Annotated in this window: 20 protein-coding genes, 14 tRNA genes and 1 riboswitch; of the genes, 28 read left to right on the forward strand and 6 right to left on the reverse strand. The window is 48.0% G+C overall.

What is annotated here, in order from left to right:
* The first annotated feature begins 3 nt into the window (after window positions 1-3).
* From ACFO5U_RS16305 to ACFO5U_RS16370, 14 genes are all read left to right on the forward strand, one after another.
* Window positions 4-80: transfer RNA gene (locus ACFO5U_RS16305), tRNA-Arg, on the forward strand.
* A 25-nt stretch (window positions 81-105) separates the two neighbouring features.
* Window positions 106-182: transfer RNA gene (locus tag ACFO5U_RS16310), tRNA-Pro, on the forward strand.
* 6 nt (window positions 183-188) lie between these two features.
* Window positions 189-264 (forward strand) — tRNA-Ala (locus ACFO5U_RS16315).
* Window positions 265-286: 22 nt separating this feature from the next.
* Window positions 287-360, forward strand: a tRNA-Met gene (locus tag ACFO5U_RS16320).
* Window positions 361-368: 8 nt separating this feature from the next.
* Window positions 369-445 (forward strand) — tRNA-Ile (locus ACFO5U_RS16325).
* A 16-nt stretch (window positions 446-461) separates the two neighbouring features.
* Window positions 462-554 (forward strand) — tRNA-Ser (locus ACFO5U_RS16330).
* 43 nt (window positions 555-597) lie between these two features.
* A tRNA-Met gene (locus tag ACFO5U_RS16335) sits at window positions 598-674 on the forward strand.
* Window positions 675-677: 3 nt separating this feature from the next.
* Window positions 678-753, forward strand: a tRNA-Asp gene (locus ACFO5U_RS16340).
* A gap of 14 nt (window positions 754-767) precedes the next feature.
* Window positions 768-843: transfer RNA gene (locus tag ACFO5U_RS16345), tRNA-Phe, on the forward strand.
* A 5-nt stretch (window positions 844-848) separates the two neighbouring features.
* Window positions 849-922: transfer RNA gene (locus ACFO5U_RS16350), tRNA-Gly, on the forward strand.
* 2 nt (window positions 923-924) lie between these two features.
* Window positions 925-1,001: transfer RNA gene (locus ACFO5U_RS16355), tRNA-Ile, on the forward strand.
* A 4-nt stretch (window positions 1,002-1,005) separates the two neighbouring features.
* Window positions 1,006-1,080: transfer RNA gene (locus ACFO5U_RS16360), tRNA-Asn, on the forward strand.
* A gap of 4 nt (window positions 1,081-1,084) precedes the next feature.
* Window positions 1,085-1,176, forward strand: a tRNA-Ser gene (locus tag ACFO5U_RS16365).
* A gap of 6 nt (window positions 1,177-1,182) precedes the next feature.
* Window positions 1,183-1,254, forward strand: a tRNA-Glu gene (locus ACFO5U_RS16370).
* A gap of 11 nt (window positions 1,255-1,265) precedes the next feature.
* Here ACFO5U_RS16370 and ACFO5U_RS16375 read toward each other — a convergent pair.
* Window positions 1,266-2,246 (reverse strand): DMT family transporter, encoded by a 981-nt coding sequence (locus tag ACFO5U_RS16375; RefSeq protein WP_377280157.1) that lies wholly within the window; start codon window positions 2,244-2,246, stop codon window positions 1,266-1,268.
* 155 nt (window positions 2,247-2,401) lie between these two features.
* Window positions 2,402-3,313, reverse strand: a complete 912-nt coding sequence (locus tag ACFO5U_RS16380) for a 1,4-dihydroxy-2-naphthoate polyprenyltransferase (RefSeq protein ID WP_377280158.1) — start codon at window positions 3,311-3,313, stop codon at window positions 2,402-2,404.
* 160 nt (window positions 3,314-3,473) lie between these two features.
* Between ACFO5U_RS16380 and ACFO5U_RS16385 the strand changes: the two genes are divergently transcribed.
* The 6 genes from ACFO5U_RS16385 (at window position 3,474) to menC (ending at window position 10,759) form a co-directional block, all read left to right on the forward strand.
* Window positions 3,474-4,865, forward strand: a complete 1,392-nt coding sequence (locus ACFO5U_RS16385; protein WP_377280159.1) for an isochorismate synthase — start codon at window positions 3,474-3,476, stop codon at window positions 4,863-4,865.
* The gene (menD, locus tag ACFO5U_RS16390; protein ID WP_377280160.1) at window positions 4,852-6,555 is read left to right on the forward strand and encodes a 2-succinyl-5-enolpyruvyl-6-hydroxy-3-cyclohexene-1-carboxylic-acid synthase; all 1,704 of its coding nucleotides are present in this window, start codon (window positions 4,852-4,854) and stop codon (window positions 6,553-6,555) included. The genes ACFO5U_RS16385 and menD overlap by 14 nt, the downstream gene beginning before the upstream one ends.
* Window positions 6,546-7,367, forward strand: a complete 822-nt coding sequence (gene menH, locus ACFO5U_RS16395) for a 2-succinyl-6-hydroxy-2,4-cyclohexadiene-1-carboxylate synthase (RefSeq protein ID WP_377280161.1) — start codon at window positions 6,546-6,548, stop codon at window positions 7,365-7,367. The genes menD and menH overlap by 10 nt, the downstream gene beginning before the upstream one ends.
* 1 nt (window position 7,368) lies before the next feature.
* Window positions 7,369-8,190, forward strand: coding sequence for a 1,4-dihydroxy-2-naphthoyl-CoA synthase (menB, locus tag ACFO5U_RS16400; protein WP_377280162.1), 822 nt, complete (start codon window positions 7,369-7,371; stop codon window positions 8,188-8,190).
* Between the two features lie 80 nt (window positions 8,191-8,270).
* Window positions 8,271-9,704 carry an o-succinylbenzoate--CoA ligase gene (locus tag ACFO5U_RS16405; RefSeq protein ID WP_377280163.1) on the forward strand — a complete coding sequence of 478 codons (1,434 nt, stop codon included), beginning with the start codon at window positions 8,271-8,273 and terminating at the stop codon, window positions 9,702-9,704.
* Window positions 9,695-10,759, forward strand: coding sequence for an o-succinylbenzoate synthase (menC, locus tag ACFO5U_RS16410; protein WP_377280164.1), 1,065 nt, complete (start codon window positions 9,695-9,697; stop codon window positions 10,757-10,759). The genes ACFO5U_RS16405 and menC overlap by 10 nt, the downstream gene beginning before the upstream one ends.
* Before the next feature lie 36 nt (window positions 10,760-10,795).
* Here menC and ACFO5U_RS16415 read toward each other — a convergent pair whose 3' ends face one another.
* Window positions 10,796-11,845 carry a metal ABC transporter solute-binding protein, Zn/Mn family gene (locus ACFO5U_RS16415; protein WP_377280165.1) on the reverse strand — a complete coding sequence of 350 codons (1,050 nt, stop codon included), beginning with the start codon at window positions 11,843-11,845 and terminating at the stop codon, window positions 10,796-10,798.
* Between the two features lie 108 nt (window positions 11,846-11,953).
* A complete protein-coding gene (yidD, locus tag ACFO5U_RS16420; RefSeq protein ID WP_377280166.1) occupies window positions 11,954-12,184 on the reverse strand; it encodes a membrane protein insertion efficiency factor YidD in 231 nt (76 codons plus the stop codon).
* 113 nt (window positions 12,185-12,297) lie between these two features.
* Here yidD and ACFO5U_RS16425 point away from each other — a divergent pair, with 113 nt between their 5' ends.
* From ACFO5U_RS16425 to ACFO5U_RS16435, 3 genes are all read left to right on the forward strand, one after another.
* Window positions 12,298-12,744 (forward strand): Dps family protein, encoded by a 447-nt coding sequence (locus ACFO5U_RS16425; RefSeq protein ID WP_377280167.1) that lies wholly within the window; start codon window positions 12,298-12,300, stop codon window positions 12,742-12,744.
* A gap of 69 nt (window positions 12,745-12,813) precedes the next feature.
* Complete coding sequence (locus ACFO5U_RS16430; RefSeq protein ID WP_377280168.1) at window positions 12,814-13,251, forward strand: NUDIX domain-containing protein; 438 nt, start codon at window positions 12,814-12,816, stop codon at window positions 13,249-13,251.
* A 1-nt stretch (window position 13,252) separates the two neighbouring features.
* Window positions 13,253-14,041, forward strand: coding sequence for an alpha/beta hydrolase family protein (locus ACFO5U_RS16435; protein WP_377280169.1), 789 nt, complete (start codon window positions 13,253-13,255; stop codon window positions 14,039-14,041).
* A gap of 104 nt (window positions 14,042-14,145) precedes the next feature.
* Here ACFO5U_RS16435 and pckA read toward each other — a convergent pair whose 3' ends face one another.
* On the reverse strand, window positions 14,146-15,735 hold the full coding sequence (gene pckA, locus ACFO5U_RS16440; RefSeq protein WP_377280170.1) for a phosphoenolpyruvate carboxykinase (ATP): 1,590 nt from the start codon (window positions 15,733-15,735) through the stop codon (window positions 14,146-14,148).
* Window positions 15,736-15,973: 238 nt separating this feature from the next.
* A riboswitch (SAM riboswitch) is annotated at window positions 15,974-16,084 on the forward strand.
* A gap of 202 nt (window positions 16,085-16,286) precedes the next feature.
* On the opposite strand from pckA, the gene metK reads away from it, so the two are divergent.
* On the forward strand, window positions 16,287-17,483 hold the full coding sequence (metK, locus tag ACFO5U_RS16445; protein WP_377280171.1) for a methionine adenosyltransferase: 1,197 nt from the start codon (window positions 16,287-16,289) through the stop codon (window positions 17,481-17,483).
* Window positions 17,484-17,518: 35 nt separating this feature from the next.
* Here metK and ACFO5U_RS16450 read toward each other — a convergent pair whose 3' ends face one another.
* Window positions 17,519-18,028: a gamma carbonic anhydrase gene (locus ACFO5U_RS16450; protein WP_377280172.1), complete on the reverse strand. Its 510-nt coding sequence runs from the start codon at window positions 18,026-18,028 to the stop codon at window positions 17,519-17,521.
* 96 nt (window positions 18,029-18,124) lie between these two features.
* Between ACFO5U_RS16450 and ACFO5U_RS16455 the strand changes: the two genes are divergently transcribed.
* The 4 genes from ACFO5U_RS16455 (at window position 18,125) to ACFO5U_RS16470 (ending at window position 23,232) form a co-directional block, all read left to right on the forward strand.
* Window positions 18,125-18,922: an alpha/beta hydrolase gene (locus tag ACFO5U_RS16455; protein ID WP_377280173.1), complete on the forward strand. Its 798-nt coding sequence runs from the start codon at window positions 18,125-18,127 to the stop codon at window positions 18,920-18,922.
* A gap of 82 nt (window positions 18,923-19,004) precedes the next feature.
* Complete coding sequence (locus tag ACFO5U_RS16460) at window positions 19,005-20,033, forward strand: LLM class flavin-dependent oxidoreductase (protein WP_377280174.1); 1,029 nt, start codon at window positions 19,005-19,007, stop codon at window positions 20,031-20,033.
* A gap of 517 nt (window positions 20,034-20,550) precedes the next feature.
* Window positions 20,551-22,149 carry a pyruvate oxidase gene (locus tag ACFO5U_RS16465; protein ID WP_377280175.1) on the forward strand — a complete coding sequence of 533 codons (1,599 nt, stop codon included), beginning with the start codon at window positions 20,551-20,553 and terminating at the stop codon, window positions 22,147-22,149.
* A gap of 60 nt (window positions 22,150-22,209) precedes the next feature.
* Window positions 22,210-23,232: a zinc-binding alcohol dehydrogenase family protein gene (locus ACFO5U_RS16470; protein ID WP_377280264.1), complete on the forward strand. Its 1,023-nt coding sequence runs from the start codon at window positions 22,210-22,212 to the stop codon at window positions 23,230-23,232.
* The last annotated feature ends 31 nt before the right edge of the window (window positions 23,233-23,263 follow it).

Raw genomic sequence — 23,263 nt, forward strand, 5'->3', positions numbered from 1 at the left:
TATGCGCCCGTAGCTCAATTGGATAGAGTACTTGACTACGAATCAAGCGGTTAGAGGTTCGAGTCCTCTCGGGCGCGCCATATTTTTACACTCAGCATTTTAGTTCGGGAAGTAGCTCAGCTTGGTAGAGCACTTGGTTTGGGACCAAGGGGTCGCAGGTTCGAATCCTGTCTTCCCGACCATTTTATGGGGCCTTAGCTCAGCTGGGAGAGCGCCTGCCTTGCACGCAGGAGGTCAGCGGTTCGATCCCGCTAGGCTCCACCAACTATTTTACCTTAAAGATCCTGGCGGCGTAGCTCAGCTGGCTAGAGCGTACGGTTCATACCCGTAAGGTCGGGGGTTCGATCCCCTCTGCCGCCACTTTATTAGGACCTTTAGCTCAGTTGGTTAGAGCAGACGGCTCATAACCGTCCGGTCGCAGGTTCGAGTCCTGCAAGGTCCACCATTTAATATATTGCCATGGAGGAATACCCAAGTCTGGCTGAAGGGATCGGTCTTGAAAACCGACAGGGGAGTCAAATCCCGCGGGGGTTCGAATCCCTCTTCCTCCTCCATATTTTAAAAAATGTGTGGACAATTTTTCTTCTATATAATTATCGCGGGGTGGAGCAGTTCGGTAGCTCGTTGGGCTCATAACCCAAAGGTCGCAGGTTCAAATCCTGCCCCCGCAACCAAATGGTCCCGTGGTGTAGCGGTTAACATGCCTGCCTGTCACGCAGGAGATCGCCGGTTCGATCCCGGTCGGGACCGCCATTTTTATTAAATATGGGTCAGTAGCTCAGTCGGTAGAGCATTAGATTGAAGCTCTAAGTGTCGGCGGTTCGATTCCGTCCTGACCCACCATGTTTGCGGGTGTAGTTTAGTGGTAAAACCTCAGCCTTCCAAGCTGATGATGAGGGTTCGATTCCCTTCACCCGCTCCAATGGGCCTATAGCTCAGCTGGTTAGAGCGCACGCCTGATAAGCGTGAGGTCGGTGGTTCGAGTCCACTTAGGCCCACCATTGTTCCGAAGTAGCTCAGTGGTAGAGCACCGCACTGTTAATGCGATGGTCGTAGGTTCGAGTCCTACCTTCGGAGCCATACTGGGGAAGTACTCAAGTGGCTGAAGAGGCGCCCCTGCTAAGGGTGTAGGTCGGTAACACCGGCGCGAGGGTTCAAATCCCTCCTTCTCCGCCAGTAATAGGCCCCTTGGTCAAGCGGTTAAGACACCGCCCTTTCACGGCGGTAACACGGGTTCGAATCCCGTAGGGGTCATAAAAAAAGCGTCATGCATTTATATGCATGGCGCTTTTTTCGTTCTTTATTTGCGTTGAGTTCTTATTAGCAAAGCTATGTATAGCCATTCCAGCCATAACCAATACTAATCCAGCTAGTGCAAGCGGCGAAGGGAATACGATGGATAAAAAAAGTATTTCTCCAATAAGAGCAAAAATAACTTCTAGTGATTGCGTTGCTTCCACAGCCGCAAGCTTTGGCATATTGTCCCTAACCATGTCAGTTGCCATAAAGAAAAGGACAGTCGCTATTACTCCAGAGCTGATTGCAACAAATAGTGTTTGATAAGTTTGGGTGACTGAGGGAGCGCCAACCGTACTTAAGGCGTATACAGACAAAACTAGCCATAGAGGAAGACTAGCCAATGTCATTCCAAGAACGCGTTGATATGCATCCAAGCGTCCTTCACACAACTCCATCATTTTACGGTTACCAAGTGGATAGGCAAAAGCAGCGATTAATACAGGAGCCAGACCGAAAAGCAGAGTACTTATAGAAACATTCGTTAAGTGATCTAATTGGATCAAAGCTATACCTGCAAGGATAATTAATGAAAACATCAAACCTTTTAACGGGAGTTGCTGTCGTTGAATAATTACCTGGTCGCGAGTTACTGTTTTAATGAGAAATAGGGGAGTGATTAAGGTGCCTGCAATGATTGTAACTTGCCATGTACCGGCAATTAGCCAACCTGGAGAATAAGCGGCTGCAAAACATAAAGGAGCGTAAAAAAGCCCGAATCCCACAAAGCTCCACAAGAGCCACTGTTTCTTATGGTTTGCCATTTCTCTAAATAATAAAGATAGGTTTCCGCGGAGATAAACGATTAGGAGCAGAAATGGAATCATAAAGATATAGCGCAAAGAAGCACTCCAGATCCAATGGCCTCCACTCGCTTCCATTAGGGCATTTATAACAAACGTTACAGCAAAAAATAAGGCAGCGAAAATACCTAAAACGATTGGCTTCATGACATCACTCATTTCTTCATATATTAAATACAATATATCGCAAATCCATTGATAATACTATGCTTTACTTTTAAAACTCTCCGAAAATCTTATTGTTTCAACAGTTTAAATAGAAAAAAGCTGCAAGGGCCAGGCCCAGCAGCTTTTTTGATTTATTATAAAAAATAATCGACGAGCAGTCCAATTGCTAGTAGAAAACTAAATAAAGTATTGGTAATGCCAGTATCTTTCATTGCTGGCATTACTTGTAATGGCTCTGTATAGCGCTTGAATGTCATAATGACTTTTGCTGGTTTTTTTATGCTTAGAAGGACCAACAAAGCCCAAGGTGTAACAATGCTAAAGACTACTAATAGAATAATCCATACGTAAGCCAAAATAAAGAACCACATGAATATCATAACAGCTGCGGGTCTTCCAGCTAGAATCGCTAATGTGCGTCTGCCGCTTTTTTTGTCGCCGACCATGTCACGAATATTATTAGCCATCATGATAGCAGCGACTAGCAACGTGCTCGGTATGGCCAACATAATAGCAGTAGGAGTGATTGTACCCGTTTGAACAAAGAATGCAACGATGACAATCAAAAAGCCCATAAACAGTCCGGAGAAAAGTTCTCCAAGTGGCGTGTATGCAATCGGGTAAGGTCCGCCGGTATAGAAAAATCCAACTAGCATGCCAATTCCCCCAACAGCCAGCAGCCACCAACTTGTTGCTGCTGCAATATAAAGGCCAAGTACTGCAGAAATGGCATATAGTAAGAATGCGAGTGCTAAAACGGTTTTAGGTGAAACGCCGTTGCGCACGATTGCACCGCCGATACCGACAGATTCCTCGGTATCCAATCCGCGTGCATAATCATAGTATTCATTAAACATATTAGTCGCTGCCTGTATTAGCAAACTAGCAATTAGCATAGCGAGGAACAAGGGCCAATTTAGAGTGCTGTAATGGATAGCGATCATGGTTCCTAGGAAAACCGGTGCGAATGATGCAGTCAATGTATGTGGGCGAGTAAGTTGCCACCAGACGCGCCAACCGCTATCGGCTTGTATAGAATGTGTCATTTGTATCTCTCCTATTCATTTCTTTCCAACCTATATTGTACTTCAAAACGAAGATATTTACAGCATATGTTGTGCTGAATTACAGAGAAAAGGGTATGATAGAAGGCAGAGAGTAAAATGCATCACAGCTGTTTGAGCTGTAGTAAACGGAGGTAATCCGGTGAATCCACAATCGTATTCATCAACCGAAAAAGTAGCAGCGAACCGCTTTAGCGGCTATCGCTTTTATACCGAAACAATTGAAGTTTCCACCATGTCCTCACTCGCATTTTTTGAAGCTGGTCAAGAATCATATGAAGGAAAGCGGATGTTCTGGCAGAATCGTGAAAAATCCTTTACGATGGTCGGACTTGGACATGCATATGTTTTGACAGCAAATGATCATGTAGGTCGCTATAAAAGCATAAAGAAAGACTGGGAAGAGTTGAGTTCACAAATGGTTAACGAGGAAACAGCCGTTCAGCCAGTATTATTCGGAGGCTTTTCATTTGATCCGCTGAATAATGAGCCGAGTGAATGGAGAAACTTTCCACAAGCTTATTTTGCTGTGCCGACTTTCCAGCTGATTGTAAAAGGGGAGCAGGCTTATGTCAGCATTCATCTGATTACAAACAAGTCAAATAGTTTCGCAGAGTTTGAAGCGCTTCGAAAAGAACGTGATCGGCTAATCCATGGAGCACAAGTATCGGAGCCAAAAGAATACAAGAAGCCACGTGTATTGGAAAAAAAGGAATTGAAAAAAGAAGATTATATGCGTTCGATCGAAAAAGTGACAGAAGTGATTCGTTCTGGAAAAGTGGATAAAGTTGTTATCGCCCGTGCTTTAAGGCTACGATTTGAAGAGTCTTTATCCGCAGCAGCTGCTTTGTCTCAAGCAGCGAATGAGCAACCGGAAAGCTTTTTGTTTGGCTTGGAAGCAGAAGATCAATTTTTCTTTGGTGCGACACCCGAGCGGCTAGTCAAAGTAGAAGCGAATAAAGCATTATCAACATGTTTGGCCGGTTCGACCCCTCGAGGAAAATCAGTGGAAGAAGATGAGGCGTTGGGAGAAGCTTTGCTGAACGATGCGAAAAACCGTTCAGAGCATCAATACGTGGTCCAGATGATTGGGGATGTTTTCGAAGAACATTGTTCCAACCCACAAATTCCACTTATTCCTAAATTGATGAAAATACGCGATATCCAGCATCTTCATACACCTGTCAAAGGGCAGTTGAAAAGTGGCAGCTCGCTATTGGATCTTGTCGAAGCATTGCATCCGACGCCAGCTCTTGGTGGTGAACCGAAGCAACAGGCTTTGAGTTTGATTCGTTCTTATGAGCCTATGAATCGCGGCTATTATGCATCGCCTATCGGTTGGATCGATGCAAAAGGCGATGGGGAATTTGCAGTAGCTATCCGTTCTGCATTGATTGATGGCAATAAAGCATATTTGTATGCCGGCGGTGGCATTGTAGCTGATTCGACTCCAGAAGCTGAATATGAAGAGACATGGGTCAAATTCCGCCCGATGCTTCGTGTATTGGGAGGCAATCTTCATGACGAATCGTGAGTTTTTAACTGAATATGTTTTTGCGTTTACGAATTCGCTTGTACAGGCTGGTGTCCAAAAAGCGGTCATCAGCCCGGGATCTAGGTCGACACCGCTAGCCTATGCTTTCATGAAACAGGAAGGCATGGAAACTTACCGGCAAATCGATGAGCGTTCAGCAGGCTTTTATGCGCTCGGATTGGCTAAAGCGACAAACAGTCCCGTTGTTTTAGTTTGTACATCCGGAACGGCAGCTGCTAATTATTTCCCGGCGATTGTCGAAGCGTTCTATGCGCGCGTGCCGCTGATCGTTGTAACTGCGGACCGTCCTCACGAATTGCGAGAAGTCGGTGCGCCACAAGCAATCAATCAAATAAATCTATTCGGTTCGCATGTGAAATGGTCGGCAGATCTGCCGCTGCCAGAACAAGGCAACCGCTTAGATTATTTGACGCGTCATTTGGCTAGAGCTGCAGCGGTGGCAGAGACAGCTCCTAAGGGACCGATCCATTTAAATGTGCCGTTTCGTGAACCGTTAGGCATTGATTTTGATCAGCCTTACGAAAGTCGAGGAGAATTGACGCGTTTTGCCAGCAGCCAACAACTATCGGCTGAGGCACAGGCATTTCTATTGGAGTCGCTCGAACAGCGACGCGGACTGTTGATTGCCGGGGAACATACTGGCCCTATTTCAGACAGACAGTGGCAATTTATACGGCAGCTTGGGTGGCCGGTACTGGCGGACCCGTTATCAAATCTACGCTCAAATGTTCCGGCCGATCTGCACGGAATGATTATCGATTCATACGACGCCTTGCTGAAAAATGAAAGCTTTTCAGAGCGCAGTGTACCGGATGTAGTAGTAAGGATCGGCCCTCAGCCTGTGTCAAAACCGCTCAGCTTGTTCCTTACGAAAAGAAAGCCAAAGCGATATATTGTCATCGATGAAAGCCCAATGCTGCGTGATCCGCAATCGGCTGTCACACATCATATCCAGCAAGATTCCTCCGTATTATGGCAGCTCGATTTAAGTGAATATAAGGATAGCCGCTATTTGAACCTATGGAAGGAAGCATCAGTGATTGCGCGTTCGGCTATTGCGGAGCATTGCGCTCAGCAGCTCGATGAAGGAGTATTGGCAAAAGCCTTTTTTGAAGAATTGGATGGTTGCGATTTAACCGTCAGCAGCAGCATGCCGATTCGTGATGCGGATACTTACTTTCAAGCGACGGAGCGGGATGTCCAGGTTTTTGCCAATCGCGGCGCAAATGGCATCGATGGTGTCGTTTCAACGGCATTTGGAATCCAAGCTGCAAAAGGCCGGCCAGGTTTTTTATTGATTGGTGATTTGGCGCTTTTGCATGATTTAAATGGACTGATTGCGTCGAAGCTGCAAGCAGCCGATATGACTATTGTGGTTATGAATAACGACGGAGGCGGTATTTTTTCATATTTGCCGCAATCGCAAGAAGAACGTTATTACGAAGAATTGTTCGGCACTCCGACAGGCATCGGCTTTAAATCGGCAGCCGAGATGTACGATGCCGAATATTTCTTTGCGGATACGGTAGAAGAGCTGCAGCTGGCTCTTAGAACCCGGAAAGAAAAGCCGGTCCGCATCATCGAAGTAAAAACGGACCGTGCACACAATGTCATTACGCACCGAAAATTGTGGAACCGGTTGAACGAGGAGCTTGACAAATGGAATTGACGGTTCGCGGCGTCTCTTATCATATTGAAATAATAGGGCAAGACGAAGCGCCGGTGATCGTGCTGCTGCATGGTTTCACGGGCAGCACTGTGACGTGGAACAGAGTGATGCGACAGCTGAAGGGATACAAACTGGTGGCAATCGATTTGATCGGCCATGGTAAGACAGAGAGCCCTTTTGAAGCCGAGCGCTATCACATGGATCAGCAACTGGAAGATTTGGAAGCGATCTCTAAAGCTTTGCAGTTGACGGCATTTGCATTGCTCGGCTATTCGATGGGGGGGCGGACTGCCCTTGCTTATGCTTGTGAGTATCCGGAGCGGGTGCAATGCCTGCTGTTAGAAAGTGCTTCTCCAGGGCTATACGTCGAGCAGGAGCGGAGCAAAAGAAGGGAAAGCGACGCTGCTCTTGCCAGCTATATTCGTGAACAGGGCATAGAACGGTTTGTCGAGAAGTGGGAGAGGATCCCGTTGTTTGAAAGCCAAAAGTCATTGAGTGAGAGTGTAAAGCAGGAAGTGCGAACTGAGCGCTTGTCACAATCACCGTTGGGGTTGGCGAATAGCCTGCTCGGCATGGGTACCGGATCGCAGCGTTCTTATTGGGACTGTCTGCCGACGCTTAATATGCCTGTTTTGCTTGTAACCGGGGAAGGGGATCCGAAATTCTGTTCAATCGCCCGCGAGATGGATAAAATGTTGCCGAACTCGCAGCACAGGATCATTTCAGCTGGTCATGCGATTCATGTGGAAAAACCAGTGGAATTTGCTACAATGGTAGAGGAACTATTAATTGGAATTATCAAGGAGGACTAATATGACAACTCGACAATGGGTTACAGAACGTACATATGAAGACATCAAATACGAAACGCATAACGGCATCGCTAAAATTACCATCAACCGTCCGGAAGTGCGCAATGCATTCCGCCCGAAAACGGTTCACGAATTGATCGATGCATTTTCACGTGCGCGCGATAATGCTGAAGTAGGTGTCATCGTTCTGACAGGCGAAGGCGAGAAAGCATTCTGTTCAGGCGGCGACCAATCCGTTCGCGGACATGGCGGTTACGTAGGTGAAGATGAAATTCCGCGCCTTAACGTCTTGGACTTGCAGCGCTTGATCCGTGTTATTCCGAAACCGGTTGTGGCAATGGTTGCTGGATATGCAATTGGCGGCGGACACGTGCTTCACGTTGTTTGTGATTTGACGATTGCTGCAGACAACGCACGCTTCGGCCAAACAGGACCGCGCGTCGGTTCATTTGATGCAGGCTACGGCTCCGGCTATTTGGCACGTATTATCGGACATAAGAAAGCACGCGAAATCTGGTACTTGTGCCGTCAATACGATGCACAGGAAGCGCTTGATATGGGCCTTGTCAACACAGTAGTGCCTTACGAGCAATTGGAAGACGAAACCGTGAAATGGTGCGAAGAAATGCTTGAAATGAGCCCGACGGCATTGCGTTTCGTCAAAGCGGCGATGAATGCGGATACGGATGGCCTTGCTGGGCTTCAGCAAATGGCTGGAGATGCGACTTTGCTTTATTACACTACTGATGAAGCGAAAGAAGGCCGCGATGCGTTCAAGGAAAAACGCAAACCGGACTTCGGCCAATTCCCGCGTTTCCCTTGATTATATAAGTTTGAAAAGAGCTGTCTTCTTCGGAGGCAGCTTTTTTTAATCAATTGGACGTAAAAGAAAGGATTTTGAATATGACTTATCCGAATTGGTTATCGCAACGTGCTTACCTGACGGGCAATCAATTGGCATTATCTTTCGGCAAGAACGAATGGACTTTCAGCGAAGTAAATGAGCTTGCACTCGACTATGCGGGGAAGCTCGCACATTTTGGCATCACGCAGCATTCCCGCGTGGCGCTATTGTCCAAGTCGAATGCTGAAGCCGTTTTTGTCATATACGGATGCATGCAGATCGGCTGTGAAATGGTCATGCTCAATGAGCGATTGGCTGGAGCGGAGCTTGCGTATCAACTAGAAGATGCCGGGGTGGACCGCGTGTTTGCGGACGCTGAACTGATCGAGAAAGTAGCTGGGGCCCAACCGGTTTCCTTCGATGAATTGAAACTTGCTAAACCTGCTGTGTTTCCACTCAAGACGGAATGGGCGAAACAACAGACGATTTCGATTATGTATACATCGGGAACGACTGGAAATCCTAAAGGGGTCAGGCAGACAGCTGAAAACCATTTTTCGAGTGCGGTGTCTTCTGCGCTGAATCTCGGCGTCTCTCCTGATGATGTCTGGCTATGCACAGTGCCGTTGTTCCATATTAGCGGATTCTCGATTTTGATGCGTTCACTCGTCTATGGCATGGGTGTCAGGCTTTACGGAAAATTTGATGCGGCGGTGTGCGCTGATGAATTGAGCAAAGGGCAGGTGACGCATAGTTCGATGGTCGGCGTCATGCTGGAGCAAGTGCTGCGCGAAATCGAACAACGGGAACTGCGAGTGTCTCCGCGCTTCAAGCAGATCCTTGCAGGCGGCGGGCCAGTGCCGGTCTCGTATTTGCAGCGTGCGGAAGCACATGGCATTCAAGTGCTGCAGACATACGGCATGACGGAAACCTCCTCTCAGACGACGACATTGCAGACGGCTGATGCAAAAACAAAACTGGGCTCTGCCGGCAAACCATTGTTTTTGTATCAAGTGAAAATTGATGGCGCACAAGCAGCGGGTGAACACGGGGAAATTCTCATCAGAGGACCTCAAGTGACCCCTGGCTATATCGGACAGTTCAAAGACCGCCCTGTCCTAGTCGATGGCTGGCTGGCGACTGGAGATATTGGATATCTCGATGCGGAAGGCTTTTTGTTTGTAGTTGACAGGCGTTCAGATTTGATCGTTTCAGGTGGCGAAAATGTTTATCCGGCGGAGATCGAAAAAGTCCTGATGGCGCATCCGGCAGTGAGAGAAGCAGGGGTTTGCGGCATGCCCGATGACCGGTGGGGGGAAGTGCCTGCAGCATTTGTCGTATTGGATGCTGGCGAGACGGCAGAACAATTGCCTGCATTTTGCCGCTCGCAGTTAGCGGGCTATAAAGTGCCGAAAACTTTCCGGGTGGTTGGGTCCTTGCCGCGCAGTGCATCCAATAAGTTGTTGAGAAGGGAATTGAAGAAATGGCTGTAACGATATCTGCTATTCAATTTCATCCAGTCAAAAAGCCATTGAAGCAGCCCTTTCTCACCGTCCTGCAACAAGTCGAAGCGCGTGAAGCGACAATCGTGACGCTTCGGGATGCGGATGGCTTTGAAGGGTACGGCGAGTGCGTCGCCTTTGATACGCCTTGGTATACAGAAGAGACCGTTGTCGGCAGCCGCTACGTGATGGAGAAAGTTCTTGCTCCTTTATTGATCGGCCAGCCCTTGAGTGAACCGGCAGATGCAGATAGCTCGTTTTCTGCTGTTAAAGGCAACCATATGGCGAAAGCTGGTGTGGAAATGGCCGTATGGGATCTCTTCGCAAAACGCGCGGGAATGCCGCTTCATCAGTTTATTGGCGGCACTTCAGACTTGGTGCCGGCTGGCGTAGTCGTCGCGGCGAATAAAAACGATATCGAAAAAGATATCAAGCAGGCAGTAGAACATGGCTACCGGCGCATCAAACTCAAGATTTCGCCGGCTTCTGATGTGGCGCTATTGGAAAATGCCGTAAAGAACTTTCCCGATACCATTTTTTACGCAGATGCCAATGGCAGTTTTTCAGGAAGAGCTCAAAAAGAATTGACGCTATTCGACGGTGTAGGCTTTTCATTGATCGAGCAGCCATATGGCGATCAAGAATGGCATTTGCATCGCGAAGCACGAAAAGCAATGCAAACGCCGATCTGCCTCGATGAAAGCATTACATGCCTTGAGGATGTAAAGCATATGGTGGAACAACAGGCGGGAGACATCATTGTGTTAAAGATGGGGAGACTCGGCGGTTGGGCAGAAACCTTGAAAGTGGTGGAGTATTGTCGTCAGGAACAAGTGGGGATGTGGGTCGGGGGAATGATTGAGTTCGGTGTATCGAAGGCGCATAATTTGGCACTGGCTTCATTACCGGAAATTACATGGACCGGGGACTTTTCCGCTTCTGACCACTTTTGGAAAAAAGACATCATCACTCCAAGCATCCGTGTAGAGCAAGGAAAGATCAAGCTGAGCAAGGACGCTGGAATCGGTTACCGGCTGACACTATGAAAAAACTCGCCGAATGAGTTATTCGGCGAGTTTTTGTTATTGCAAGACCGTTTGGAGTGCTTGCAAGTTTTTTTCCATTAATGTGAAATAAGTTTCGTTGTTATCAATATCTTCTTGGGTCAAGACGCCAAGGTTATGCATCTCAATCGCTTCAGCGCCGACTTCGTTTTGGATAACTTCGGTCAAGTTCGATGAGACATTTTGTTCGAAGACGATGTATTCGATGTCCTGTTCTCGCGCCATATCGACAATTTCCGTCAATTCTCTTTGCGACGGTTCGTCTTGGCTGTTCAAGCCGGCTACTGCTACTTGGTTAAAGCCGTATGGAGCAGACAAATAACCGAATGCAGAGTGGGAGACGAAGAATGTGTCGCGCTCGACTTGTGAATTCAAGTTTTGGAAAGACTCATCAAGTGCTTCTAGTTCAGCAACGAGCTCTTCATAATTTTGCTCAAACTGCTCAGCGCCTTCAGGGTCAGCCTCTGTCAACGAGTCGCGGACTGAAGCTGCCAATTGCTGGCTCAGCACTGGAGAAATCCACACGTGTGGATCGGTAGAACCGTGGTCGTGCCCTTCGTGGCCATGTTCGTCTTCCTCGTGCGCGTGTTCTTCATCTTCTTCATGTCCATGTTCCTCGTCTTCTCCATGCCCGTGTGCATCTTCCTCGTGGCCATGAGCATCACTGGCTGCTGCGGCTTCTAATTGCTCATCTGTAATGGCATCTGCAGTCGCAACGAATTCGAGGTTTTCATCTTTTAATGTTTGCTGCGCGCTGTCGATAAAACCTTCAAGCCCAAGCCCGACATAAAACAATAAATCGGCATCGGCCATATCGATCATGTCTTTTTGTGTCGGTTCAAAGGTATGTTCATTAGCCCCTGGTGGATAAACCGACTTAACATCAACGCGGTCGTCGCCGATGCGCTCTGTAAAGTAAACGAGCGGATAAACCGTTGCATAAACATCGATTTTTTCTTCCGCCGTCTCATCCGCCGAATCATTTTCAGCTACAGGTTCCTCGCTGCTGCCGCATGCAGCGAGCAGTAGAATTAATGCCAAACTCAATATCGTTACTAGTCGTTTCATAATGTTCCTCCGTAAATTCTGTGTATTTTCTTAAAATGTAATGATTACGTTTTGTTGACTCTTAGAATGATACAATACAACTCCATTGAACACAAGAAAAAAAGCCGCCTATTTTTCAGGTGGCCATTTTTCTGGGACAAAATCCACTCCACCTTTATGGAATGGGTGGCAGCTTAGTATGCGGCGCATTGCGAGAAAGCCGCCTTTTAGCGCTCCGTGTTTTTCCACTGCTTCAATGCCATAATGCGAGCAAGTCGGGTAGAAGCGGCAGCTCGGCGGTGACAAGGGAGAAATGAAACGCTGGTAAAAACGAAACAACTTCACTAATGCGGTTTTCATGTTAATTCCACTTCTTTCTGTTGGTGTACGCTTCATTGATGTTTATTGTAGGGCTTTTAAAGGTATTTATAAAGCAGAAGAACTTATCAATAAAAAATGGAGAGTGATCGATTGTGTCGGAAAAACTAAACGAAGAATTGAATGTCCAAGTTGCAACGTGGTCAGTAGTCTACACAAAATTACATAATTTTCACTGGTATGTGAAAGGCCCGTCATTCTTTACATTGCATGTGAAATTTGAAGAATTATATAATGAAGCGACAGCGCATATGGATGAGATCGCAGAACGCCTTCTTGCGCTAGGTGGAAAACCGGTTGCCACGATGAAAGAGCAATTGGAACTTTCGGTTGTCGAGGAAGCTTCGAGCAGTGAAAATGCGGAAGAAATGGTCGACACATTAGTGTCTGACTACGACAAAGTCATGAAGTCCTTGAAAAAAGGCATGGAACTTGCTGCACAGGATGGCGATGACATGACAGAAGATATGTTGAATGCCATCCATCAAAACTTGGAAAAGCATTCGTGGATGCTCTCTGCATTTCTCGGCGAAAAGAAGTAGAATAGAAGAAATGGGGCGTACGACCGTTTGCCGGTTGTGCGCTTTTTTCTACAGCCGGGAGGACTTTCTATGGAATACAAGGATTTGAATGGCTATCCATGCCGTTTGTTTTTTGAACAAGGGCAATCGCAGTTTGAAAGCAAGCACGTCCTGATCATTGCGAAATGGCAAGGCGATTGGCTGCTGACGAAACATCGCGAACGCGGCTTGGAATTTCCAGGCGGCAAAGCAGAAACGGGCGAGACGCTTGAACAAGCTGCACGGCGGGAACTTTACGAAGAAACCGGTGCCAAAGCAGAGCAGTTCGAATGGCTTGCAGAATATACGGTCCATACGGATGCGCCTTTTTGTAAAACTGTCTACACGGCCGTTATCACGGAAATCGATGATGTTGTGCGGATGGAAACGGATGGGCCTGTCCTTGTTTCGCAGTTGGATATGGATGAGCGCTATAGCTTCCTCATGCGCGATAAGGGCATGGAGGAACTACTAAAGAAGGTGAATTAGCTTGAAAAATGGAGAAATTGAAAGCTCGCGACGGTATCCGTCCCCGAATCCGCATGTCCGCCTCTATGAGCTGACGTATTGGTCTGAGGGTTTAAGAATTAAAGGAATGCTCGCCCAACCCAAGTCCGGAGCGACAAGGAGTGGAATTCTATATTTGCGCGGGGGCATCCAGTCGATCGGGATGGTGCGGCCGGCAAGGATTGCGCAATTTGCTGCAAAGGGCTTCACGGTGTTTGCTCCTTATTACCGAGGCAATCGCGGCGGCGAAGGCAAAGATCAGTTTGCAGGGGAAGACCGTTGGGACGCAGTGCATGCAGTCGATGTGCTGAAGAAATTCACGAATGGCCAGATTCACTTATTGGCTTTTTCAAGAGGCGGCATCATGGCGATATGGACGGCTGTGTTGCGGCGCGATATATGTTCTGTCGTTACGTGGGCCGGGGTGACCGATACGGTGTTGACTTATAAAGAGCGGCTCGATATGCGCCGCATGATGAAACGGCTATATGGGGGAACACCGAACACTGCGCTTGCCGCATTTGAAGAACGCAACCCACTTAAGCACCTGGGCGATAGCGACGCCGCGTTTCTGATTATCCACGGCTTGAAGGACCAACATGTATCGGCGCAACAGGCTTTTTTGTTGGAGGAAGGATTGAAAGTCCATGGTCACCATTATGAGACATGGTATTTTCCGGAGTATACGCATTTTTTCCCGCCGGCACAGAACCGGCAAACCGTCGAAGCTTTGACAGAATGGATGACCCGTCAGGAGAACAGATGTCACTGATCATGACAGAGCTGAAGTAAAAGTGCCATGTAGAAACGACAAGCTTACCATTTAAAAAAGACCGAAGAAAATGGATTCCATTTTCTTCGGTCTTTTTGATTTGATTAGTTGTGGGTAGGTCCGCCTTTAACGCTGACCGCAGGATCGACTGTTCCGAATTTCTCGAAATTGTCTTTGAACTTTTTCGCCAATTGCTGGGCTTTCGTGTCGTAAGCTGCTTTGTCAGCCCATGCATTACGAGGGTTCAAGACTTCGGTCGGAACACCAGGAATCTCTTTCGGCATGTGCAAGCCGAATACCGACTCATGTTCCATGTCCGCTCCTTTAAGTTCACCGCGGATGGCTGCGCGCACCATTGTGCGTGTGTAAGACAATTTCATTCGGTTTCCAACTCCGTATTCGCCGCCTGTCCAGCCAGTATTGACCAGGTAGACATCTGCACCGTGCTCGTCGATTTTATCGCCGAGCATTTCAGCGTAGACTGTTGCATGAAGCGGCAAGAATGGCGAACCGAAGCATGTTGAGAATGTTGCTTCCGGAGATGTGACGCCACGCTCTGTACCGGCAAGTTTAGACGTGTAACCGCTGAGGAAGTGGTACATCGCCTGTTCTTTTGTCAATTTGCTGATTGGAGGCAATACGCCGAAAGCATCGGCCGTCAAGAAGACGATCGTTTTCGGGTGGCCTGCTACAGACGGCGTGACGATATTATCGATCGCTTCAATCGGATAAGCGGCGCGTGTGTTTTCAGTCAATGAACCGTCGTCGTAATCCGGAATGCGTGTATCTTCATCAACGACTACATTCTCGAGTACAGAACCAAAGCGGATAGCATCGAAAATCTGCGGTTCGTTTTCACGGGACAAATTGATAGTTTTGGCGTAGCAGCCGCCTTCGATATTGAAAACGCCGTTATCGGACCAGCCGTGCTCATCGTCACCGATCAACTTGCGATCTTCGTCAGCTGACAAAGTTGTTTTACCTGTACCAGATAAGCCGAAGAATAATGTGACATCGCCGTCTTGTCCAACGTTTGCGGAACAGTGCATCGGCAAAATGCCGCGTTCAGGAAGGATATAGTTCATGATCGAGAAGATGGATTTCTTCATTTCGCCTGCGTATTCAGTGCCGCCGATCAAAATGATTTTCTTTTCCATCGAAACGATAATAAAAGTTTCAGAATCCGTGCCATCAACCGCCGGGTCCGCTTGGAAACTCGGAGCGTAGACAACAGTGAATTCAGGTTCGTGTGCAGCCAATTCTTCAGCGGTCGGGCGGATGAACAATTGGTGTGCGAAAAGGTTATGCCATGCGTATTCATTGATTGTTTGAATCGCAAGACGTGACTCAGGGTCTGCCCCAGCAAAGCCTTTGAAGACAAACAGTGCATCTTTTTGCTTCAAATGATTAATGACTTTAGCATATAGGTTTTCAAAGATTTCAGAAGAGATCGGGCGGTTGACGTTGCCCCAATCAATTTTGTCTTTCGAAATCGCCTCTTCTACCATATACTTGTCTTTAGGCGAACGGCCGGTGTATTTTCCGGTTTCAGCTTTTACAGCGCCTTCGCGTGTCAAAACAGCCTCTCCACGGGATGTTGCAGCTTCCACCAATTGTGGAACGGACAGCTGCATGTTAATGTTTGAGCCGCTCAAAAGCTCTTTCAAATCATTTGCAAAGTTCACTGAAGTCATATATAGGTACCTGCCTTTTCGTGTATTCCCATAAAGATGGGGTAGTTGTATATTCGAACATTAGTATAACACATTAAGATGATTAGTCTATACTAATAACCATAAATCTTTCAATGTTCGTGATTTGTGCATATTTTTATAGAAGAAAGATGGATACATATAAAAGTCTGTCAATTGTTTGTTCTAAAATCGTTGACAGCAGTTGCGGCATTCCGTAAGATGGGAAATTGAACGGATACTCTTATTCCGAGCTGGTGGAGGGTGCAGGCCCAATGAAACCCGGCAACCTGCTGCTTTTGCAGCGATGGTGCCCAACCTGAAGCAAGGTGAAAGCCTTGGACGATAAGAGTGAAAGGTGCTTATGATGATTATTCCTTTCCTCATTGAATTAGATGAGCGAAGGGATTTTTTTATGGAATGCCCTTAATCCTCGTGTGCAGGCTGAAAAAGCTGGAAGTTCAATTCCATTCATGGAAACGGACTTGACATGGGAAAATGAGTACCGTATCAATTTCGAGAGCAATCTCGCAGGATATAAGGAGGAGCTTTTTTTGACAAACCGTCGATTATTCACATCAGAATCAGTAACAGAAGGACATCCCGATAAGATTTGCGACCAAATTTCAGACGCAATCTTGGATGCGATCCTAACAGAAGACCCAAATGCGCGTGTTGCGTGCGAAACGACCGTGACAACAGGACTTGTATTGGTAGCGGGTGAGATCACTACTTCCACATACGTGGATATTCCGAAAGTTGTCCGCCAGACCGTGAAAGAAATCGGCTATACGCGTGCGAAATACGGTTTCGACTCTGAGACGAGCGCAGTCTTGACAGCGATCGATGAACAGTCACCCGATATCGCTGCCGGCGTCAACGTGGCGCTTGAAGCCCGTGAAGGCCAGATGACCGACAAGGAATTGGACGAAATCGGTGCGGGCGATCAAGGCTTGATGTTCGGCTATGCTTCAAACGAAACAGAAGAGTTGATGCCGTTGCCGATCAGCTTGGCGCATAAACTCGCACGCCGCTTGGCGGAAGTGCGCAAGGAAGAAATTTTGCCATACTTGCGTCCGGACGGTAAAACACAAGTTACAATCGAATACGATGAAAACAACAAACCGCTGCGTGTGGATACGATCGTCATCTCCACTCAGCACCATCCTGAAGTCAGCCTAGAGCAAATCCAGCGCAATTTGAAAGAATACGTCATCAATGAAGTCGTACCGGCAGAGCTTTTGGATGCCGAGACGAAATACTTTATCAACCCGACAGGCCGCTTTGTTATCGGCGGGCCACAAGGGGATGCGGGTCTTACTGGCCGCAAAATCATTGTGGATACTTACGGCGGCTATGCAAGACACGGCGGCGGTGCATTCTCCGGGAAAGACGCAACGAAAGTTGACCGTTCCGGTGCATATGCTGCACGTTATGTTGCAAAAAACATTGTCGCTGCAGGCCTCGCAGATAAGTGCGAAGTTCAGCTCGCATACGCGATCGGTGTTGCACACCCTGTATCGATTGCTGTCGACACATTCGGGACAGGTACAGTGAGCGAGGAAAAATTGATTGAACTTGTACGTGCGAACTTTGATTTGCGCCCGGCAGGAATCATCAAAATGCTTGACCTGCGCCGCCCGATCTACAAGCAGACAGCGGCTTATGGCCACTTCGGCCGTACCGATGTTGACCTTCCGTGGGAACGCACTGACAAAGTGGAAGCTTTGAAACAACAGGCAAACGCATAAGAAAAAGCAGGCGGAAAATATCCGCCTGCTTTTTTCTATTGTAGCGATTTGTAATAGGCGGCTTTTTCCGCGTACTCCCGGACAATGCGTTCCATGTCCTTTTTGTCCGTCTCATTCAGTTCCCGGACCACTTTGGCGGGCCGGCCAAACGCGAGTGTACCGGGCGGTATCTTTTTGCCTTGTGCGACAAGGCTGCCAGCTCCGATAAATGCGCCTTCCCCGATTTCTGCACCGTCCAAAATGACCGACCCCATGCCGACGAGAGCGCCTTTTTTGACTGTGCAGCTGTGGAGCGTCACTTGATGGCCGATTGTTACGTCATCTTCCAAAACGAGTGGATTGTTTGGGCTTTGATGAAGCATCGACAAGTCTTGGATATTGGTGTTTTTCCCGATGATGGTCGGTGCGACATCGCCGCGGATGACTGTATTGAACCAAACAGAAGAGTTCTCACCGATCGTCACATCCCCTGTCACAGTGGCATAATCCGCGATAAATACCGTTTTGTCAATTTTTGGTGATTTGTCTTTATATGGATAAATCATGGCAAAGCTCCTTTATCATTGATAAGATGTAATTAGTTCTAATCCTATCAAAACAAACGAAAAGGTCAATTGAACAAGCCTTAAGGGGGCGCTGGTATGTGGAAATGGCAAGCGGAAGGGGAAGCAAGAGGTGTAGCGGTATTGATCCATAGTGCGTACGAAGAGCACCGGCGCTATGCGTGGCAAATCGAGAAATGGCGAACGAGTGGTTTTGATGTCTATATGGGAGATTTGCCGGGTCATGGTATACATGCTGCGCAAGATGGAGTGCATAGGGAGCACTTTTTTGAATATGATAAAATGGCTGCCGAATTGCTGCGCTTAGCGGCTGAAAGTTCCTTGCCGATTGTGTTGGTTGGCCACGGATTAGGGGCAGCCATAGCCATTCAGGCACTAGTCGCTAATCGCCATCCGGTGTCTGCGGCTATTTTGACATCTCCGTGGTTCGAATTGAAGAAAATGCCAATAAAGCAATCACTCGCATTTTCTGGAATCAGCAAGCTGACAAGAAAACGCACAGTCGACCATGGCCTTGAGCTCAGCTATTTGACGCGCCGTAAATTCCAGGACGGGCACCAAGCGAGCACAGCGATAAATTCAGTCAGCACGCCTGCTTGGTGGAAACAATTGCAAAGTTATATGGAGCTAGCTGCACAAACGCGTATACCGGACATTCCGTTGATGCTCCATATCGGCAAGCGGGATTTGATCACTAAATCGTCCGCCAGCAGAAGTTGGTTGCATCAGCAAAAGTTGTCGGAATTCCATTTTAAGGAATGGGATTTTTGTTACCACGATTTGTTCCAGGAGCCGGAGCAAGAAGCGGTCTTTCAACAAAGTTTGCAATTTGCCCGATCGGTAACTGATTTACTAATAGAGAAAAACAGGGAATAACTTGAAGCTTGAAAGTATAATTCGAATCCTCACATTGATAAAGTATTCATGAGCAGTAAATTGTGCACAAGGAGTGATGGATTTGTCGTTACGCTATAGTATTTTAGATCAGTCCCCAATTTCTCAAGGCCAAACCTCACAACAAGCGTTAGCTGACACGGTCCGCTTGGCGCAGTACGCTGAATCCTGGGGCTATACCCGGTTTTGGGTATCGGAACACCACGATGCGAAAACATTGGCAGGGTCATCGCCCGAAATTTTCATCAGCCATATCGGGGCACAGACGAATTCGATCCGGCTTGGTTCCGGAGGCGTGATGCTGCCTCATTATTCAGCGTTTAAAGTGGCCGAAAACTTCAATTTACTGGAGAGTTTGTATCCGGGGCGCATTGATGCTGGCGTAGGAAGAGCCCCAGGCGGCATGCCGAGGGCTTCGCTTGCCTTATCGAACGGCCGAATGCGCGAAGTGGAAAAATTTCCTGCGCAATTGGATGAACTGCGCATGTATATAGAAGGCAGTATTCCGCCTGAGCACCGCTATCACGGAATGACAGCTACACCGGTTCCGCCCAATGCGCCATTTATTTGGATGCTAGGATCTGGTGAAGATTCATCCATACTTGCTTCGCAGAAAGGGTTGCCGTATATGTTTGCCCATTTCATTAACGGTGAAGGGGGACAGGATTTCACTCAGCGCTACAGAAAAGACTTTATCCCCCATCGCAACAGCAAGCCTTATGTCGGGTTCGCAATTTTTACGGTGTGCCAGGAAACAGAAGAGCAGGCGGAATATGTGGCATCATCACTCGATTTATCGCTTGCCATGGGAGCTCAGGGGATGCCGTCCGATGGCACCCCGCCGCCGGATCAGGCGATGGCTTATGAATATTCGAAATTCGAAAAGCTGCTTGTTGCGGACAACCGGCGGCGCATGGTGGTCGGTGACCCGGTACAAGTAGTGGACCAATTAGAAGCACTCGGCGAGGCATATGGCGCCAATGAAGTGATGATCGTTTCCGTCGCCTATGATTTCAATGATAAGTTAACGACATTCCGATTGATCGCAGAGGAAATGGCTAAAAGAACGTCCGAAAAAAAAGTATTAGGATAACTTATGGTCAGCCTTTTCGAGTTGTCAAGAAACTCGGAAAATCGCATTTTCCGAAGCTTATCGCTCGCTTTCCATGGGACGGGAATCGTGTTTCCTCGTCACTAAAACCGTTGCTCTCACATCTGCACAACAGATGCGTCGCAAATGAATGCGCTCAGCTACGCTTCGCTCATTCATTGCCTGCGGGGTCTCTCAAACCCGTCGCCTCGCTGCTCCCACAGGAAAGATAAAGCCGAACTACGTGAGGCATTATCTTTGCGATGTAATGCGTAGCATTATTGAGCAGAAGGTTTTACGAGCAAATGCTTCTCCAAATACTGAGATAGTTCATTGATTTTAAATTGAAGAATAAATAATAGTCTATATGATTCTTAGTGAATCAAAGACTTATTCAACACTCCGAAACAGCAGGCTGATTAATAACCTGCTGTTTTTACTTGTTTGTAGAAAAAGGTTTACAGATGAGCTGGGGGGATAAAGAGTTGAAACAACAGAAATAAGGAAAGAGGGAATGCAGATGTTTGACCGTACCGCAGGCAGCCATGTAGTGGAGCTGTTGAAACAATGGAATGTAGATCATATATACGGAATGCCGGGAGATTCCATCAATGAATTGATGGAAGAACTGCGCAAAGTGGATATTCGCTTTATCCAGATCCGCCATGAGGAAACAGGTGCGCTTGCGGCTTCCGCCTATTCGAAGCTGACGGGACATATCGGAGTATGCTTGTCGATTGCAGGCCCCGGGGCGATTCACCTGCAGAACGGCTTGTATGATGCGAAAAAAGACAAGACTCCGGTGCTCGCGATTGTCGGGCAAGTGACCAGCACTTCTGTCGGGACCGATACGTTCCAAGAATTGAAGCTGGAATCGATGTTCGAAGACGTATCGGTCTATAACCGCCGCTTGCAAAATGCCGAGCAATTGCCGGATATGCTCAATCAGGCGATACGGGCAGCTTATGCAGAAAAAGGACCGGCTGTGCTCGTTGTGTCGGACGATCTATTCAGCACGAAAATCAAACGGGAAAAGGAGATGACCTCGCCGCAGTATTCCGTTCCGCATATCCGGGCGGCGGAAGAAGATTTGAAGGAAGCGCTGAAGCTATTGGAGACTGCGAAAAAGCCAGTCATCTTGGCAGGTAAAGGGGCACAGGACGCACCCGGCGAAGTATTGGCATTCTCGGAAAGGCTGAAAGCGCCAATCATTGCATCGCTTCCGGCTAAAGGATTGATTCCCGATGATCACCCGAATAACCTCGGGCAGCTCGGGCAACTCGGGACAGAACCGGCCGAACAGGCGATGAAACAAGCCGACTTGGTGATCCTGGCCGGCACAGCCTACCCGTACAGGGAGTATTTGCCGGACAAAGCGCCTGCCATCCAAATTGATGTCGAACCGCGCGTCATCGGAAAGTATTATCCAGCTACGGTAGGCGTAGTCGGGGAACTCGGGCCAGCGCTTGCCTGGTTGACAAGCCAGCTCGGCGAAAAAGATCCAGGGTTTTTGAATCAATTTCAGGAGAAAAGAAGTGCTTGGCATGACAAGCTGCGTGCTGATATCGATAAGCAAACCGACATGCTTCAACCCCAGCAAGTGCTGGGTGAAATCCAGCACATCATGGAGCGGGACGCTGTCGTTTCACTGGATGTCGGGAGCATCACCATTTGGACTGCGAAATATTTGCAACTGACCGGACACAAGCTGGTCTTGTCGTCCTGGCTTGGCACAATGGGCTGCGGCTTGCCGGGTGCGTTGGCCGCGAAACTTGCCTATCCGAATAGGCAAGCCATTGTCATCGCCGGCGACGGCGGATTTTCAATGGGCATGCAGGATTTTGTTACCGCAGTGAAATACGAGCTGCCAATGATCATCGTCGTCTTCAATAACCAGAAACTTCAATTGATTGAAGATGAGCAAAAAATGGCAGGCAATAAGCCAACCAATGTTGATCTTGCTAATATTGATTTTGCCGCGTTCGCCATTGCTTGCGGCGGAGAGGGCTATACGGTGAAAACACGTGCCGAATTGCAAGACGCTTTGTCGAAAGCGAAAGCAAGCAAACAGCCGGTCGTCATCGATGCATACGTAGAAGACATCTCGGCAGTATTATAGAAGAAATTACAACAGGCACATGAATAGATGAAAGGAAGGCGAAATGGATTGAATTCGAAAATGACAGCACTTGGATTTTATAAACCTGGAAATACGGAACAACCGCCCGAATTCGAAGCAGTGGAATTGGACAAGCCGGAACCGACGGGACACGACTTGCTCGTGGAAATAAAGGCGGTATCGGTGAATCCGACCGATTACAAAACGCGTGATTCGAAAAAACCGGACGACGATTCCTTGACGATCGTCGGTAGGGACGTCGCCGGAGTGGTTGTTTCCGTTGGCAGTGAATGTTCATTGTTCAAAGAAGGCGATGAAGTGTTTTATGCCGGCACCCATGTCCGAGCAGGCGGCCATAGCGAATTCCATTTAGTCGACGAGCGCATTGTTGGAAGCAAACCGAAGAAGTTAGACTTTGCCCATGCAGCTGCTTTGCCATTAACGGGATTGACGGCGATGGAAGCTTTGTTTGTCCGCTTAGGCATTTCCAAAAACCCGCGAGACAATGAAGGCAAGAACATCCTGATCATCGGCGCTGCAGGAGGTGTCGGTTCGATCGCCACTCAGATCGCCAAACTAGCAGGGCTCACCGTGATCGGAACAGCTTCGCGTCAGGAAACGGTCGACTGGGCCAAAGATCACGGCGCCCACCACACGATCAACCATCACCAGGAATTGCTGCCTCAATTGAAAGAACTGGATATTGAAGGAGTGGACTATATTTTCTGCCTGACCAATACCGATGACCATATGGCAGGCATGGCCGAAGCAATTCGCCCGCAAGGAAAAATTTGCTCGATCTTGCCTGCATTCAAACCTCTTGCCCGGGCTTTGTTCGGAAAAAGCGTGACCTTCGTTTATGAATTGATGTACACGCGCTCGATGTTCCAGACAGAAGATATGATCGAGCAGCATCATTTATTGAATGAGCTGTCGGAGTGGGCAGACAACGGGAAGATCCAGTCGACGCTCAATGAAACGCTGGCACCGATCAATCCGGAAAACTTGACAGAAGCTTACGGAAAACTGATGTCCGGCAAGACGATTGGGAAAATTGTTCTGGAAGGCCCTGTCGAGAAATAAGTGAAAGAGCAGCGTGCACATGCACGCTGCT

The sequence above is a fragment of the Planococcus dechangensis genome, from assembly GCF_042654465.1.
GTDB classification, from domain to species: Bacteria; Bacillota; Bacilli; order Bacillales_A; family Planococcaceae; genus Planococcus; species Planococcus dechangensis.

What these genes read in the sequence shown, in the direction of transcription:
- ACFO5U_RS16375 (WP_377280157.1), bottom strand. Translation starts at nt 2,246, where the DNA reads ATGAAGCCAATCGTTTTAGGTATTTTCGCTGCCTTATTTTTTGCTGTA.
- ACFO5U_RS16380 (WP_377280158.1), bottom strand. Translation starts at nt 3,313, where the DNA reads ATGACACATTCTATACAAGCCGATAGCGGTTGGCGCGTCTGGTGGCAA.
- menD (WP_377280160.1), top strand. Translation starts at nt 4,852, where the DNA reads ATGACGAATCGTGAGTTTTTAACTGAATATGTTTTTGCGTTTACGAAT.
- menH (WP_377280161.1), top strand. Translation starts at nt 6,546, where the DNA reads ATGGAATTGACGGTTCGCGGCGTCTCTTATCATATTGAAATAATAGGG.
- menB (WP_377280162.1), top strand. Translation starts at nt 7,369, where the DNA reads ATGACAACTCGACAATGGGTTACAGAACGTACATATGAAGACATCAAA.
- ACFO5U_RS16405 (WP_377280163.1), top strand. Translation starts at nt 8,271, where the DNA reads ATGACTTATCCGAATTGGTTATCGCAACGTGCTTACCTGACGGGCAAT.
- menC (WP_377280164.1), top strand. Translation starts at nt 9,695, where the DNA reads ATGGCTGTAACGATATCTGCTATTCAATTTCATCCAGTCAAAAAGCCA.
- ACFO5U_RS16415 (WP_377280165.1), bottom strand. Translation starts at nt 11,845, where the DNA reads ATGAAACGACTAGTAACGATATTGAGTTTGGCATTAATTCTACTGCTC.
- yidD (WP_377280166.1), bottom strand. Translation starts at nt 12,184, where the DNA reads ATGAAAACCGCATTAGTGAAGTTGTTTCGTTTTTACCAGCGTTTCATT.
- ACFO5U_RS16430 (WP_377280168.1), top strand. Translation starts at nt 12,814, where the DNA reads ATGGAATACAAGGATTTGAATGGCTATCCATGCCGTTTGTTTTTTGAA.
- pckA (WP_377280170.1), bottom strand. Translation starts at nt 15,735, where the DNA reads ATGACTTCAGTGAACTTTGCAAATGATTTGAAAGAGCTTTTGAGCGGC.
- ACFO5U_RS16450 (WP_377280172.1), bottom strand. Translation starts at nt 18,028, where the DNA reads ATGATTTATCCATATAAAGACAAATCACCAAAAATTGACAAAACGGTA.
- ACFO5U_RS16455 (WP_377280173.1), top strand. Translation starts at nt 18,125, where the DNA reads ATGTGGAAATGGCAAGCGGAAGGGGAAGCAAGAGGTGTAGCGGTATTG.
- ACFO5U_RS16465 (WP_377280175.1), top strand. Translation starts at nt 20,551, where the DNA reads ATGTTTGACCGTACCGCAGGCAGCCATGTAGTGGAGCTGTTGAAACAA.
- ACFO5U_RS16470 (WP_377280264.1), top strand. Translation starts at nt 22,210, where the DNA reads ATGACAGCACTTGGATTTTATAAACCTGGAAATACGGAACAACCGCCC.